Here is a 15,630-nt window from a genome sequence, read left to right as displayed (position 1 = left end):
ACAAAGCTACGAAAAAAAACTAGGAAACCTAAAACCTTAACAATGTTTTAATTAACTATGTTTATGGAGTTTGCATTGCCTTTTCCTATAACTCTTTGATAACGATCTGTACTTTCTTTGTAATAAACTAATATAGTATACTCATTTTCTGTTTGATAAAAATTACCATCAACGGCATTTTCATTATCTATATTGCCTTTTTTATCGGCAACGGTGTATTGAAAATTAGTAAAACCCTGTTTGATCATTATTGCTTTTTCAAAAACGGCTTTGTCGGTATTATAATCCAGTTTGTATTCTGGCGATAAGCTGTAATTATTGAACATTCCCGTAACGTAAATATCTTTGTTAAGCCTGAAAGCCGGGGCCGAAAGCGTGAAATAAACCCAGGCATAATCAGCTTCAATACTGTTGTCTGAACCATTTATGTTTTTCACAACAAAATTACCGTTTACGTCCTGATAATTGGTGTAAATCTGATTTCCTCTTGCGGCATTGGTATACAAATAAGCGTTGTAAATATCGTTGTTAGCGCCCACGCGACCTACGTTATTATTTGCAGCGCGAATGTCTTTGTTTTCAAAATATAAAAATTCATTGCCTCCCCAAAATTGCGTTTCAGCATCGTATTTATAAACCAGTTGATTCCCAATGGTATATTGTGGAGGAATATTTTTAATGGCTGTATTGAAATTTCCGTTTTGTAATAAAAGAACTTTTACATTTTGAATTGGAGTCTGAAATGTAATATCATTTGAAACAATCGAAAAATCCAAATTCTGTTTGTAGTCAATATTGCTGAGGTTTCGCGTTCTTTTTACCTGTGCCGCCACCGTACAATGATCTTCGTATAAAATGAATTTTCGGGAGAAAATAACTTCTTTATCTTCATTTAAAATTTTCAGGATGTAATTTCCGGACAATCTTAACTGCGTTGTAAATTGATTTGGAAACGCCAGTCGGTAATGTGAATAAACCTGAAGCGTATTAAATGAGTTCGAATAATCTGTAATTCTCTGACCGTCAAAACCTCTTAAATAATCTGTTTTCGGAATATCAGTTGGTTTCCAGTTATAATCGCAATGTGTGATTTCAAAATAATAATTGGCTTCGTTACCAAATAAATCATCAAACTGAAATTCAAATGTAGAATTCAATTCAAATATCGGAACAACATTATTGCCATTCTGAACAAAAGTAACAGTTTTGATATTGTATGGAGGGACTACTTCAGTTTGTATTTCCTGAGCTTTCGCGAAAGTAAAAACAAAAAACAAAAGCAAACTTTGATATAAAAATTTTGGCATCTTATTACGTTGTAAGATTGTAAATATAAGAATTTTATTAAACGTAATAAGATGCCATTTATTGGATGAAGCGATTTATTAAGAATTTAAAATGTATTCTAAATTAGCTTCGATCTCATCATTTATGTAGCTTTCCTCTAAAAGTGAATCAGATAAAAGCTTTTTATTTTCCTGCAGTTTGATGATTTTTTCTTCAACTGTATTTTTCGAAATAAAACGAACAACGTTTACTTTATTCAGCTGTCCAATTCGGTGCGCTCTTCCAACTCCTTGTTTTTCTGCAAAAGGATTCCACCACGGATCTAAAAATAAAACATAAGAAGCTTTTGTAATATTCAAACCAACACCGCCGGCTTTTAGCGAAATAAAGAACAATAATGGTTCTTCTTTTTCCTGAAACACTTTGACCTGCTGTTCTCTTTTACTGGCAGGCGTTTCACCTGTAATTTCACAATAGGCTATTTTGTTTTCTTTGCACCAATCTGTATAAAAATTCAAATTGGTAACAAACGAACTGAAAATGATTACTTTTTGTTTTGCTTTGACTAAGTTTTCCAGATAATTAGTAACGGCAATATACTTTCCCGAATCAATTTCAGATTCCTGATCTACCATTTTTGGGTGGTTACTCAATTGTCTTAACTTCATCAGCGTATTAATAATGCTGATTTTGTCTGGACTTGAACCATCCATTTTTAATAAAAAGTTACGCGCTTTTGATTTTTCCTGTTCATATAATTTTTCCTGTTCAGGATCCATTTCGCAATAATAAATCTGCTCTGATAATTCAGGTAAATCCTTTAAAACCTGTTCCTTGGTTCGTCGCAAAATATAAGGCTGAACCAGATTTTTTAATTCAGATAAAACGTCTTCATTCTGCTTTTTCTCAATCGGAATTTTAAAATTTTCTGCAAAGAAATTATAAGTTCCTAAAATATCTGGATTTATAAACTGCATTTGTGACCATAAATCGTCAAGCGAATTTTCGATTGGTGTACCACTTAAAGCGATTTTATGACCCGTACTTATTTTATTTATGGCTTTAAAAATCTTAGAGTTTTTATTTTTAATGTATTGACTTTCGTCCAAAATCAAATAGCGGAAATCATATTTTTCTAAAATTGAAATATCACGATGAACGATGCTGTAACTCGTGAAAATTAAATCAGTTGTGGCTAACCTTGCGGCTAGTTGTTTTCTGTCATTCCCCACATATTGCATTTTCGAAAAATGCGGAGTGAATTTTGCAGATTCGTTGTACCAGTTAAAGACCAATGAAGAAGGCAGAACAATTAAAGTTTTTAATGGTTCTCTTTCTATTGTAGTTTCGTTTGCAAATAAATCAAAATTGGTAGTTTTAGTCGTAAATCCTAATTGTTCCTGAACGGCAACCAGAACGGCTAAAGTCTGTAACGTCTTCCCAAGTCCCATATCATCTGCCAGACAAGCGCCCAAATTGGAATTAAAATGCCCTAAAAGCCATTTTACACCGTCAATTTGATACGGTCTTAAAGTTGCTTTTAATAAATCAGAAGCCACATATTCAGCTTTATAAGTTACATCGTCTTTGATTTCGGCAATAGCATCAAGGGCAGTGAAATTACTTTTGCGTAAAAGTAAAGTTCCGCTTTCTATTTTTCCGAGTTTTGCCAGCGAACTGTATTTGCTGAACCATTCTAATGGAATCAAAAAATAGTTTCCATCAGGCAGCGGAAAGAGTCTTTCTTTGCTTTTTATATTCGGAATAATTTCGCTGAAATTAATTGTATACGACCCAATTGTAATGATAATTTTGATGTCAAACCAATCTCCATTTGTATCTTTTGACGCAGAAACGGTATGATTTGAAGTAACAATTTCTTTGCTTTCCAGCTTTAAATTTTGAATGTTAAAACCTAAACTTTCCAGCTTTTCTTTATTGTCAATTATCAATTGAATGTTGATATAAGGATCTGAAGTTTCAGCATCAGAATTCAATCCAAATAACTCGTTTTTGATTTTTATTAAACCAATTTCGGTTAATTTATCGACATACAAATTTTCATCAGCATTTCGTTTAAACTGAATGATTTTAGGTTCATTAGCAACGCTGAAATCCACAAACGAATGTGTTTTCTTGGCTTTGCTTCCGTCAAATGAATAACCGTTATAATCAAAATATAGGTTGAGGTAATAACAGTTTTTAAAGAAATCATAAACCGGCTGAATCGTGCAGGAAGTAATTTTATCACGCTGCTCAATTTCAAAACCTGTTGCTTCGATATCAATTTTTTTAGCTATTTCGGGAATGAAATTCTTAAAGTAATCATCAACTAATTTTGAAGGTATTTCGATTGATTTTTTCTTTAAAAAAGGCATCAGTTTTTTAGCATTAAGGGCTGTTAACTGACCTAGTTTTTTATTGATAATTAACCAGCCTGGTTCATCTAAAAGGATATCAATATTGCTTTCCATAGGCAAAAAAGCCGTTTCATTTTCTTTTAAAGAAAGCGTATACGTAATTCCTTCGGCGTGTTTGTCAAATTGAATTTGAGGTTCAAAATAACGCGGACTGATATCAACTCTCGAACGATAAAAATCTTTTTCAGGGCCAATGTTTATCGACAACGGAAATTGTCCTTCAACAATTAAACTGTAAAAAGAAGAGAGATTTAATTTTAAATGCTGACGGATGGCAAACTCAATTTTTGAATCTTTTTGCAAATCAGCAATGGTTTTTGCCGATTTGATTTTAGCACTGAATTTTTTAAATATAAATTCAGGTTTTAAAGACTCGCAAGCAGTCAGTATTTTTTTTGTATTCGAATCTAAATCGTCAAAAACAATTCCGAAACTTTGAATTATTCCGGCGGTTGCTTTTTTGTCCAGATATTTGATTTCATCGGTATTTTCAACGATATACGCTGTTGGGATATAGACATTCAGATTTTTTTCAAAACTGATGTCAAAACAGAACTGAAATGATTTTGTAGGTTCCAAGGTTTAGGGATTTGGTTGGCTTGTAAATTAGGAATTGGGCAAAAAAATAAAGAGTTTTCAAAATATCAATAATTTGAAAACTCTTTTGAAATGAACTTGTATCACTTATATGGTGAAAAAAATTAGTTTTCCTGTTTAAAGCAAAGTGGAATAATCTCGCCTTTTGCCAAACAGTATTTTTCTACTAATTCTGGTGCAATTTTATTGGTGTAATCTTCTTCAATTACAATAAAGCCAATGCTTCTTAATTTGTCGAAATAATCGCGTCCGTAAATACGAACGTGATCGTACTGTCCGAATATTTTAGCGCGTTCTTTTTGATCTGTAATTGAATCATCTGCGAAAGTAACTTCACGGTTTAAATCCTGTGGGATTTGTAAAATCGCCATTCCGCCCGGTTTTAAAACGCGGAACAATTCCTGCATCGCTTTTGTATCATCCGGAATATGTTCTAAAACGTGATTACATAAAATCACATCATATTCGTTGTCTTTAAATGGTAAATTACAGATATCTGCTTTTACATCTGCCAAAGGCGAAAACAAATCGGTTGTCGTGTAATCAAGGTTTTTCTGCTTGCGGAATCTTTTATAAAAAGCTTGCTCCGGAGCAAAATGAAGTACTTTTTTCGGTGCTGTAAAAAAATCAGTCTGATCGTTTAAATACAACCAAAGCAAACGGTGTCTTTCTAACGAAAGTGTACTTGGCGAAAGCACATTGTTACGCTGCTTTCCGTATCCGTAAGGAAGAAAAGATCTAAAACTTTTTCCGTCAATAGGATCAGTAAATCTACTTCCTTTTAATGATAAAGCTAAAATAGGACGCGCCACATAACTCAAACGAATTAATAATGGACGCGGGATTGTATTAAGTACTAATTTAAAAAGTTTTTTCATGAGGCAGTTTCGCAGAGTTACACAAAGGAGACACGGAGTTTCACAAAGTGTTTATAAATCTTTTTATGTTGTTTTTTAATATTTTTGAATCAAAATTGATAAGTAATCCTAATGGATAATTTCCAAGTTTCAGATAGGTTAGTATTTGCGCAAAATGTACATCGGTAAAAGCTTCGACAGTTTTTAATTCAATGACAATCGTGTTTTCGATTAATAAATCAATTCGATATCCATGATCTAGTTTTATGTCTTTATAAATTATGGGTAAAACTTTTTGTCGTTCAACAGTCAAGCCGGCATTTACTATTTCATAATATAAACATTCTTGATAAGCTGATTCTAATAAACCAGGACCAAGCTGTTTGTGAACTTCAATCGCTAAACCAATAATTTTATATGTAATTGCATCTAATCTATTACGAGATTCATTGTTTTCTTCAAACATTTAAAAGGCTTGTAAAATAAATAATTTTGTGAATCTTGGCGTATATCTTTGTGAATCTTTGCGGAATAACTATAATACCAACGGCACTTTTCTGAATTCGTCTTCTTCATTGCTTTCGATTCCTAAAGCTTTGTAGATGTATTGGAAAGTCGATAATAGTTCCGGTTTACCATCGATTAGCGCTACATCATGTTCGAAATGCGCACTTGCTTTTCCGTCTGCAGTTGTAATTGTCCAGCCATCTTTATGTTGTTTGATGTTTCTGGTTCCCATGTTAATCATAGGCTCAATGGCAACGACCATTCCTTCAACGAAAAGTTTTCCGCGACCGCGTTTTCCGTAGTTTGGCATTTCAGGTTCTTCGTGCATTTTTTGTCCTAAACCATGTCCAACCAATTCACGAACTACTCCGTAACCGTGAGATTCTGTATATTTTTGAATCGCATTTCCAACATCTTCAACACGATTTCCGGCTTTAAATTCTCTAATCCCAACGTAAAGAGATTCTTTAGTTACCTGCAAAAGTTTTTTAACTTCCGGTGCAACTTCTCCAATTTCGAAACTATAAGCGTGATCTCCATGATATCCGTTTTTGAACGCACCACAGTCTACAGAAATTACATCACCACTTTGCAAAGGCGTATTATTCGGAATTCCGTGTACAACCTGAGAATTCGGACTCATGCAAAGTGAATTCGGGAAACCGTACAATCCTAAAAAGCTAGGAACTGCACCGTGATCACGAATGAATTCTTCGGCTAATTTGTCCAGATATAATGTAGTAACTCCTTCTTTAATTTCAGAAGCAATCATTCCTAATGTTTTCGATACGATCAAAGCACTTTCGCGCATTAATTCGATTTCCTCTCTCGTTTTTTGGATAATCATATTTTTCAGATTTTCAGTTCGCAAAAGTACAATTTTAATATTATTTTTTGTCTAAAATTTTTCGCTGCGAATTAGGTTTTTTTGGCCACGAATTTCACGAATTAACACGAATTATAGTTTAGCAGAATTTTTAAAGACAAAGCAATTCGTGAAAATTCGTGAAATTCGTGGCAAACTTATTTAATTTAATATCTCAGAAAAAAGCCATAAATTAGTAGTAAAATGTGATAATCATGGAAACTGCTACAGATCAAGATATAGTTAAAATAAAAGCTTTAAGGAAAATGCAAGCAAGTGCTTTGGCGCTTTTGGGTTTTGCGGTGCTTCTTTTTATAATTGCTATTTATTTTAAAATTCCAATACTGCAGGCTTTTAGCGAAGCGGCAATGGTTGGGGGAATTGCCGATTGGTTTGCGGTTGTGGCTTTGTTTCGCCACCCGCTTGGGATTCCGATTTGGCATACGGCTATTATTCCGACGAAGAAAAATGAAATTGGTGAAAACCTCGGAAATTTTGTTTCAGAAGAATTCCTGAATCGGGAAAAACTGGAAATTAAACTCGATGAATTCAACTTTGCAACAAAATCTTCAGAATGGCTTTCGCAGGAAGAAAATGCAGATAAAATTGCCAATGTTGTGGCGGTAAATATTATTCCCGGAATTTTAAGAACCATAAAAGATGAAGATGTAAAAAGATTTATTCAGGTTCAATTTAAAGAAAAACTGGAAGGAATAAATTTTGGAGACTGGGTTGCAGTTGCTTTGGAGCCTTTACAAAAAGGAGATTTGAAAAATCAAATGCTGACGAATCTTCTGGAAGTAATGAGCAGCGAATTGACTAATAATAAAGATTTAATCAGGCAAAAAGTAAAAGCATCGACACCGTTTTTAAGCTTTGGACTGGCCGATAAAAGTATTACTGAAGGTGTTTTTAATGGTTTGCAGGATTTTTTAAATGAAGCCAAAAAACCGGACAGCGCAGTGCGCCAAAAGATTGATGAGTATATTTTTAATTTTTTAGAGAAAGTCAAAAACTCCGAAGAAATGCGAATTAAAATCAACGATATGATTTTGAGTTTTGCCGGAAAAAAAGAAGTTCAGGATTACATCAACGGAATTTGGGACGAAATAAAACTGTCTATAACCAATGATTTAAACAAAGGTGATGAATCTTCCATTAAAAATAGTGTTTCGGGTTTAATTCAAACTTTCGGAAATGGTATTAAAGAAGATGTGATTATGATTGACAAAATCAATAATTTTATCAAAAATGATTTATTATCGGTTCTTCTAAACAATAAAAAAGTAATTGGAGATTTAATCTCATCAACCGTAAAAAGCTGGGACGGAAAAGAAGTTTCGGAAAAATTAGAACTAGAAATAGGAAAAGATCTTCAATACATCAGAATCAACGGAACTTTAGTTGGCGGTATTATTGGACTTGTGATTTATGGTGTTGAGCAATTGTATCATTATTTTATTATCTGATAAAAACAAGAATGTCAGGCTGAGCGAAGTCGAAGCCCTTTTTGGTTCCATAAGCTTTCGACTTCGCTCAGGGTGACAAAACGGGTATATAAAATTAAAAACCATATAAGAAATATAAGTTTAATAAAGCTTTAGCGCTTCAATTAAATGAACTTATATCACTTATATGGTTAAATATTTTACATTCTGGTATAAAATAGTTCTCGCAAAGTCGCAGAGACGCAAAGTTTATAAATTTCTTTGCGACTTAGCGTCTTTGCGAGATTTTTTTAAGTTCAATTTAAATGAACTTATATAACTTATATGGTTTGAAAAATTACAAAAGTGAATGACAAGTCATTGCGTTTGGCTGCTGGACTCCCATTAATTCTAAAATAGTAGGAGCGATGTCACCAAGAACACCATCCTGAATATTTTTCAATTGTTTGTCAACTAAAATAATCGGCACTGGGTTAGTTGTGTGCGCTGTATTTGGGCTTCCGTCAGGATTGATCATTGTTTCGCAGTTTCCGTGATCAGCAATAACGATTGTCGTGTAGTCGTTTGCAAGAGCCGCTTCGATTACTTTTTTCGCGCAAGCGTCAACTGCTTCACAAGCCTGAATAGCTGCACTCATAATTCCTGTGTGTCCAACCATGTCTCCGTTTGCAAAGTTTAAACAAACGAAATCAACTTCGCCTTTGTTCAATTCAGGAACCAGAGCGTCTGCCAATTCGAAAGCACTCATTTCTGGCTGTAAATCGTAAGTTGCAACTTTTGGAGAATTTCTCAAAATTCTTGATTCACCTTCAAAAGGAGTTTCTCTACCGCCTGAGAAGAAGAAAGTTACGTGAGGATATTTCTCCGTTTCAGCAATACGAATTTGTTTTTTACCCGCTTTTTCTAAAACTTCACCAAGAGTTTCGGTAATATTATCTTTATTGTAAACCACTTTTACGTTTTGGTACGTTTCGTCGTAGTTGGTAAGTGTTACATAATACAAGTTTAACTTGTGCATGTTTTGCTCGTGGAAATCATGCTGAGAAAGTGCTTCAGTAAGTTCACGTCCTCTGTCAGTTCTAAAGTTAAAGAAGATAACAACATCGCCTTCAATAATTGTAGCCAAAGGTTTTTGCTCTTCATTTATGATTACAACCGGCTCGATAAATTCGTCAGTAACATCGCGTGCATAACTGTCAAGAACACTTGCTACTGCATTTGTAGACGGAATTCCAACTCCATTAATTACTAAATCATAAGCCAGTTTTACACGTTCCCAACGTTTATCACGGTCCATTGCATAATAACGGCCCACGATAGAAGCAATTTTTACCGGAGTATCTTTAATATATTCATCTAAATCATGAATGTATTTTGCTCCGGATTTTGGGTCAACGTCACGTCCGTCTGTAAAAGCGTGAATATAAACCTGATCTAAACCATACTCTTGCGAAGCGTCGATTAATCCGCGTAAGTGAGAAGTATGAGAGTGAACACCTCCATCAGAAACTAATCCTAAAAAGTGTACTTTTTTATTGTTGTTTTTAGCGTAAGTAAAAGCGTCGATTAACACTTGTTCTTTGGCAAGTGTTTTGTGCGCTACGGCTAAATTAATTTTTGCTAAATCCTGATATACAATCCTTCCGGCACCAAGGTTCATGTGCCCAACTTCACTATTTCCCATTTGACCTTCAGGTAAACCTACGTTTAATCCGTCAGTACGCAATTGAGCGCTTGGGTAATTTTTGTAAAGACTATTTATAAATGGAACATTTGCATTGTCTATTGCAGATACTTTAGGGTCAGGAGATTTTCCCCAACCATCTAAAATCATAAGGATAACTTTTTTGTTCATTACATTTTTGTTTTCTACAAAGATAAGTCATTTCTAAAATTTGGCGAGAAAGCTTTATGACATTTATGTTTAATAAAATGAAGTGTAACAAAAAATACTAAATTAATTATAGAACTCTTTATTTTTTAAAATTAATTCACGCTAAGCTCTTTTTCTAACCTTATTTTTGACAGCGTTATAGTCGATAAAATATTTTACGCTCACAGAAAAAATATGTTTTAAGGCATCGTTAGTCAATAAGCTCGTTACGTTGTGTTTGAAATCCTTATCGATAATACGTTCAAAATTTGAAGCGTTGTTTCTGTATAAAGCCGAAAGCTGACTTCCGGGTGCAAACCACCATGAATACGATAAATCGGCATTCCAGGAATAAAAACTTGAGTTTTTATTTTCGGTATATTGCGGATAGGGATCCAGAGTTCCATCTGCTTCAAGCTTTAAAATATCTTTATTTTCTGCCGAAGACCAATATTGACGAACGGCTAAATTAAGCGTCATAGTGCTGTTAATGGCATATTTTCCAGATATAGTATTGGCGTATGTAATAACGTCACGATTAGCAAAAACAACAGTTTCGGGAGTATTTTCATTATTGTCGTCATCATAGCCGTCGATATAACCTTTGTTATTATTTCTTTTAAGAAAACTAAAAGTATAAACCAGTAAAAGTTTGTCATTAAAGCGATATCTCGGACTAATGTCGGTGCCATAAGCAGCTCTTCCGGGTTCATCAGCAACAGATAATGACGGATTAATATCAATAGCAAATTTGTGATTGTAATTTGTCGAAATACTTCCCCAAAAATCAAATTTTCTCGGAATTATAACATACCTGTTGTCTGCTCTTGGTTCGTAATAATCATGAGATTCTAATGGTGAAACAGAAAGTCCAGCTCCGTAATAATTATTTTTTACAGTGCTTAAATTTACTTCGGCTTCAATTCGGTTTGCCTGAACTTTTCCGGAATCTTTATTGAATTCAGAATACATTTCATAGTCAATTCTAAAACTATTAAAAAGTTTCGTTGGGTTTAGAATCCTGTAATTAGCATTTCCGTAAAAATTGTAATAATTGGTATAGAAATTAATTCCCAAATCATTTGGGTCAAAATCTTTAGATACAAAATCAGTTCCTAAACTATATCGATATTTACCACTTGTTTCTGCAAATCCTACAGTTGAGAAAACACCGTTTGTATCTTCTTTGTCGTTTATAGTGCTGTATTTTACATTTCCAAATAAACTGTACGTGTTAGCTTTAGTATTTAAATCCCACGCTAAACCCGTTACATTCGCATCTTTATAATGACCGTTTCTGGTCACATTTGTATTGATAAACGTAACCGATGAATTTTTTCTAAAACGCTGATCCAGAACCAAAACATTATAGTTTGTAAGCGGTTCTACAACCTCACGTCTGGTTTCGCCGGAAATTGTATCTTTTATCGTCGCAAAAGTTTTTTCGGTAACCGCATTTAAAATTCCCACTCCCAAACCGTTTTTAGTTCTTCCCGAAAGTTTTAAAGCATTTATAAGATTAACGTTTTGTACCGTTTCAATAACTTCTTCATTGTCTTTTAAATCTGGTTCAACAGAAGGTTTACCGCCAATTCTTCTCGAATAAAACATGTTTCCTTTGTTGAATAAATCAGTTCCTTCGGTAAAAAAAGCTCTGTTTTCATTGAATTGCTGCTCAAACGGACCTAAATTCAAAATCTGATCATCGTATTTGGTCTGTCCAAAATCCGGAATTAAAATAGCATCAACAGTAAAAGCATCTGTGATTCCGTATTTTATGTCCATTCCTCCTTTTACAGTTCCGTATGTTTTTTGTCCTTCTCCGGCATTCAAATAATAAGATGCATAAGGCATAAAAAACAATCGGGTAGGAGGTTTTATATTTTCAATTCCTTCTAAAGTTCCGGCTTGCTGTGTAAATGTCCCGATTTTTTTATCGACAAAGTTCCATGTGTATTTGTATCGTGTACGTTTAACTTCCCTGAAAAAATTAATTCCCCAGATTTGTTTGTTTTCTTGAGAAAAACGCAAGGCAGAATATGGGATTTTTATTTCAACAACCCATCCATTTTCGGTAATCGAAGCCTTACTGATCCAAACAGCATCCCAGGAATAATCTTCACCATTTGCATCAGTCATAATACAATCTGCCTGAACATCAGCTGCCGAAACGTAAAACATAAAATCCTGCTGGCCGTCATTAAAACCATTTATAAAGACACCAAATATATCTGCAGTTCCAAAATTATCACGTTGCGAAATCTCTTTTAAAATTTTATCAGGTTCATCATCATACATCATGGCGCCAATATAAATGGCGTCATTATCATATAAAACCTTGACAGTACTTTTTTTATTTTCAGGAGCAGCTTTTCCGTTATCAGGTTCTAATGTTATAAAGTCTGAAGCAATTCCGGCATTTTCCCATGCGCTTTCCTCTAGTTTTCCGTCAATAGAAATGTTTTGCGAAATAGACTTCGCCTGCAATGCCTTTTTTTGACTGAAACACAAAAAAGTAGATAAAAGAAACGTTAGAAAAACAAGTTTGTTCATGGAATTTTAAGCGAAAAATGATTGTAAAAGTACTTTAATTTAAGAATAATAGACTTCATTTTGTTTCACTTGTTACAGTTTTAGTTTCAAAATTTCCACTTTTTTTACCTTTTTTTAAGAAAAGCACCCAAAATATTATGATTTTTTGCGTGAGAAAAAATCTTACAGAAAGATCGTTTTTATGTTAATAATGTTAAATTTTCAACAAAAAAAGCCTGATTTACAGTGTTTTATTTTGTGTATTTTCAAAAATTTCTACTTTTGTCTTACCCAAATTTATTATTAACCTAAAGAAATTCAATGATTTACAAAATTTATCCGCTGATGGTGTTTTTTCTATTATCTTTTGGTAAAGATTCAAAAAACACTCCCGAATTGAAATCTGTAAGAACAAAAGGTATTGCAAAAGTTGAAACAAACCTTTCTGTTGAAGCAAGAATTGAAAATGTTTATAATACATTAAATCCAAACAATTGTAAACTTCCTGAACTTAGAACTTTTACTGAAGCAGTGAAAGGCTTTTATCTATTGAAAGAAAGAGGAATTGTTCAAAAAAACATTTTAACCTTAATTGATTTTAGTCTTTCATCAAACACCAAACGTCTTTGGGTAATTGATATGACTACAAATACGGTGTTGTTTAACTCTTTAGTGGCTCACGGAAGAAACACAGGAGAAGAATTTGCTTCGGCATTTTCTAACTTAAACTCTTCATTTAAAAGTAGTTTAGGTTTTTATGCAACAGGTGAAATTTACCAGGGAAAACATGGAGCTTCATTACGTTTAGACGGTCTTGAAAGAGGTTTAAACGACAACGCCCGCGAAAGAGGAGTTGTAATGCATGGAGCTGATTATGTTTCTGAATCTTTCATCAGAGATCACAAAAGATTAGGCAGAAGCCAAGGCTGTCCAGCCCTTCCGGTTGAATTGACAGACGAAATAATCCAAACTATTAAAGACAAATCATGTTTGTATATCTACCATCCGTCAAGAAGCTTTACGATGGAAGAGAAGTTAATTTCTTAACTTAGTATACAAATCTGAATCAAGATTATAAATATCAGCTCTGAAAATGAGCTGATTTTTTTTGCTCCAAGCTGTCCAATACCATTGATATAAAGCATATTTTTTGGTGATTTTAAAACTCATGGTTTTTTTAGATGCAATTATAGTATCAATCTTTACTTTTGAAAACCTTTCAGGATCATCCAGAATATGTTCAGCCAATTCCAGCGGATTTTCAACACGAACACAGCCAGAACTTAATGAACGGTTACTGCGTTCAAAATAATTTCTGTGATTAGTATCGTGTAAATAAACACTGTGGTGATTTGGAAACAAAATCTTCATTAATCCTAATGAGTTATTATATCCCGGACTTTGAACATATCTGTAATTATTAGGTTTGTTTTCGTTCCACGCATGCGGATCGACAACATTTCCTGATGTGTCGTAAATTGTTATGTTTTTCTTTGCTAAATAATTTCGGTTGCGTTTCATTGCCGGAACAACATCTTCTTTTAAAATAGTTGGCGGAACAGTCCACGTTGGGTTAAAAACAACCGTTTTTAAAACAGATGTAATAATAGGTGTTTTTCTTTTACTGGTTCCTACCACAATATTTCGAACCAAAGTGGTGTCCTGATTTTCGACAACATTTAAGCTGTAATCCGGAATATTGATCAGAAAATAATTTTCGGCAAATTCATTCGGATACCATCTCCAGCGTTCTAAATTGGCGATAATCTGCTGTTTTCTTTTTTCTTTAGAATAATTTAAAGCGCTTATAGTTCCCGGTCCAATAACGCCATCATCGGCTAAACCATGTCTAGCCTGAAATTTTTTAATCGATTCAAAAGTCTTTTGATCGTATTTATCCGTAAGACTGTCTTTTCCAGTCATGTCTTTCCAGAATAAAAGTTTCTTTTTAATATTAATTACTGCATTGTTTGTGTCGTTTAAAGTAATTTTCTTTAAAGATTCAATAGTAGCAATATCTTCATCAGGAAACGAATTAATAATTTCAAGTGACTTTAATAATTGTTTGTATACTAAAGATTTAGGCTGAACATTTTCAACAATGCTGTCTAATTTGTTTTTATTAAAAGCATTAATCAAAACACTGTTAATATCAAATGTTTTTTCGTCTAAATCCCAATCGGTATACAATTTTTTAGGATCAAGTTTACCTTTATATAAATGTTCTAAATATTTCTCAAAGTTATAAGTAAGCAAAATGTCATACGTTGCGAGGTCGGCATCGTTTAGACTGCTGATTCTTTTTTCAAATTTTTCCAGCTGCGCAGCTTTATAATCTTCTGGATTAAGCCCTAATTCTTCTGATTTTTCTAACTGAGATAATACGTATTGCCTCTTTTTTAGGTTTCCCCAAACGGTTTTATTTTCAGATGAAGTATAAAATTGTTTCAGCGTTTCACTCTTAAAAGTACTTAAAAGTGCCGTATCAACTTCTACTTTTCGTTCATCAGTAAGTATAATTGGTGGTGCTTTTTTTACTGTAACCGGAGCTGGTTTAGGAGCCTCTTTTTTACAGCTAATTAAACTTAATACCAATAAAAGAAAGTAAAGTTTCCTCATTTTATAAATTTTTAAACATTAAATAATGTTCGCCAACATCTTTAATATCAAATGGTTCACCTAGGGGCTGGTATCCCATTTTTCTGTAAAAGCCAACTGCGGCGGTTCTAGCATTAAACCAAATCAAATCGACTTTGTTGTCATTGCAGTAGGTTTCACAATGCTTAACTAAGGCTTCTCCAAATCCTTTTTTCTGATGAGTTTCTAAAACTGCCATCCCTCGAATTTGTGCTTGACTTTTTTCGGCAAATATAGGATTGATTTTATTGAATAACGAAATAATTCCTATTAAATCTTCATTATTAAATAAACCAAAATGATGTGTAGTGTCTAAATCGTCACCCTCAAAGATGCAGCTTTCGATAGGTTTGCCTTCTCTTAGTACTGGCTGGCGAACGATATAAGTTTCTTTTGATTGGATTTCTTTAATAATATTCATGATTTTTTAAAAATAATTGATTTTATAACTTTTTAATTTTAAATAGGTTATAACAAAATGTTGATTTTAATTAATTTTTTTTGCCAAAAAGCTTGTTTTGAACTTAACTTTATTTTTATATTTGCACCAGCAATGCGAAAGTAGCTCAGTTGGTAGAGCTCCAGCCTTCCAAGCTGGTTGTCGCGA

The 15,630-nt window shown here is 33.4% G+C and carries 11 protein-coding genes; 2 read left to right on the top strand and 9 right to left on the bottom strand.

The genetic code is table 11. From position 1 onward, the window contains the following. Positions 1 to 47: 47 nt before the first annotated feature. From ACODSB_RS08895 to map, 5 genes are all read right to left on the bottom strand, one after another. Positions 48 to 1,307: a type IX secretion system plug protein gene (locus ACODSB_RS08895; protein WP_488936779.1), complete on the bottom strand. Its 1,260-nt coding sequence runs from the start codon at positions 1,305 to 1,307 to the stop codon at positions 48 to 50. Between the two features lie 78 nt (positions 1,308 to 1,385). Next, the gene (locus ACODSB_RS08890; RefSeq protein WP_488936778.1) at positions 1,386 to 4,286 is read right to left on the bottom strand and encodes a DEAD/DEAH box helicase; all 2,901 of its coding nucleotides are present in this window, start codon (positions 4,284 to 4,286) and stop codon (positions 1,386 to 1,388) included. A 122-nt stretch (positions 4,287 to 4,408) separates the two neighbouring features. Next, on the bottom strand, positions 4,409 to 5,182 hold the full coding sequence (locus ACODSB_RS08885; RefSeq protein ID WP_053472053.1) for a class I SAM-dependent methyltransferase: 774 nt from the start codon (positions 5,180 to 5,182) through the stop codon (positions 4,409 to 4,411). Positions 5,183 to 5,222: 40 nt separating this feature from the next. Next, entirely contained in the window at positions 5,223 to 5,627 is a 405-nt protein-coding gene (locus tag ACODSB_RS08880; protein WP_291146338.1) for a GxxExxY protein, read from the bottom strand. A gap of 69 nt (positions 5,628 to 5,696) precedes the next feature. Then, positions 5,697 to 6,515 carry a type I methionyl aminopeptidase gene (map, locus tag ACODSB_RS08875; protein ID WP_488936777.1) on the bottom strand — a complete coding sequence of 273 codons (819 nt, stop codon included), beginning with the start codon at positions 6,513 to 6,515 and terminating at the stop codon, positions 5,697 to 5,699. Between the two features lie 233 nt (positions 6,516 to 6,748). Here map and ACODSB_RS08870 point away from each other — a divergent pair, with 233 nt between their 5' ends. After that, positions 6,749 to 8,002: a DUF445 domain-containing protein gene (locus tag ACODSB_RS08870; protein WP_488936776.1), complete on the top strand. Its 1,254-nt coding sequence runs from the start codon at positions 6,749 to 6,751 to the stop codon at positions 8,000 to 8,002. Between the two features lie 316 nt (positions 8,003 to 8,318). Here ACODSB_RS08870 and gpmI read toward each other — a convergent pair whose 3' ends face one another. Together gpmI and ACODSB_RS08860 are read right to left on the bottom strand one after the other, a co-directional pair. Beyond that, positions 8,319 to 9,836 (bottom strand): 2,3-bisphosphoglycerate-independent phosphoglycerate mutase, encoded by a 1,518-nt coding sequence (gene gpmI, locus ACODSB_RS08865; protein WP_488936775.1) that lies wholly within the window; start codon positions 9,834 to 9,836, stop codon positions 8,319 to 8,321. A 141-nt stretch (positions 9,837 to 9,977) separates the two neighbouring features. Next, the gene (locus ACODSB_RS08860) at positions 9,978 to 12,407 is read right to left on the bottom strand and encodes a DUF5916 domain-containing protein (protein WP_488936774.1); all 2,430 of its coding nucleotides are present in this window, start codon (positions 12,405 to 12,407) and stop codon (positions 9,978 to 9,980) included. Positions 12,408 to 12,707: 300 nt separating this feature from the next. Between ACODSB_RS08860 and ACODSB_RS08855 the strand changes: the two genes are divergently transcribed. Further along, the gene (locus ACODSB_RS08855) at positions 12,708 to 13,433 is read left to right on the top strand and encodes a murein L,D-transpeptidase catalytic domain family protein (RefSeq protein ID WP_053472059.1); all 726 of its coding nucleotides are present in this window, start codon (positions 12,708 to 12,710) and stop codon (positions 13,431 to 13,433) included. Here ACODSB_RS08855 and ACODSB_RS08850 read toward each other — a convergent pair. Both ACODSB_RS08850 and ACODSB_RS08845 read right to left on the bottom strand, forming a co-directional pair. Further along, positions 13,422 to 15,005 (bottom strand): L,D-transpeptidase family protein, encoded by a 1,584-nt coding sequence (locus ACODSB_RS08850; protein WP_488936773.1) that lies wholly within the window; start codon positions 15,003 to 15,005, stop codon positions 13,422 to 13,424. The two genes, ACODSB_RS08855 and ACODSB_RS08850, sit on opposite strands and share 12 nt — an antisense overlap. A 1-nt stretch (position 15,006) precedes the next feature. Beyond that, the gene (locus ACODSB_RS08845) at positions 15,007 to 15,444 is read right to left on the bottom strand and encodes a GNAT family N-acetyltransferase (protein WP_488936772.1); all 438 of its coding nucleotides are present in this window, start codon (positions 15,442 to 15,444) and stop codon (positions 15,007 to 15,009) included. Between the last annotated feature and the right edge of the window lie 186 nt (positions 15,445 to 15,630).

The sequence above is a fragment of the Flavobacterium sp. FG68 genome (assembly GCF_057808895.1).
The sequence above is the reverse complement of the archived record's forward strand: the minus strand, read 5'-3'. Positions and strand labels throughout refer to the sequence as shown.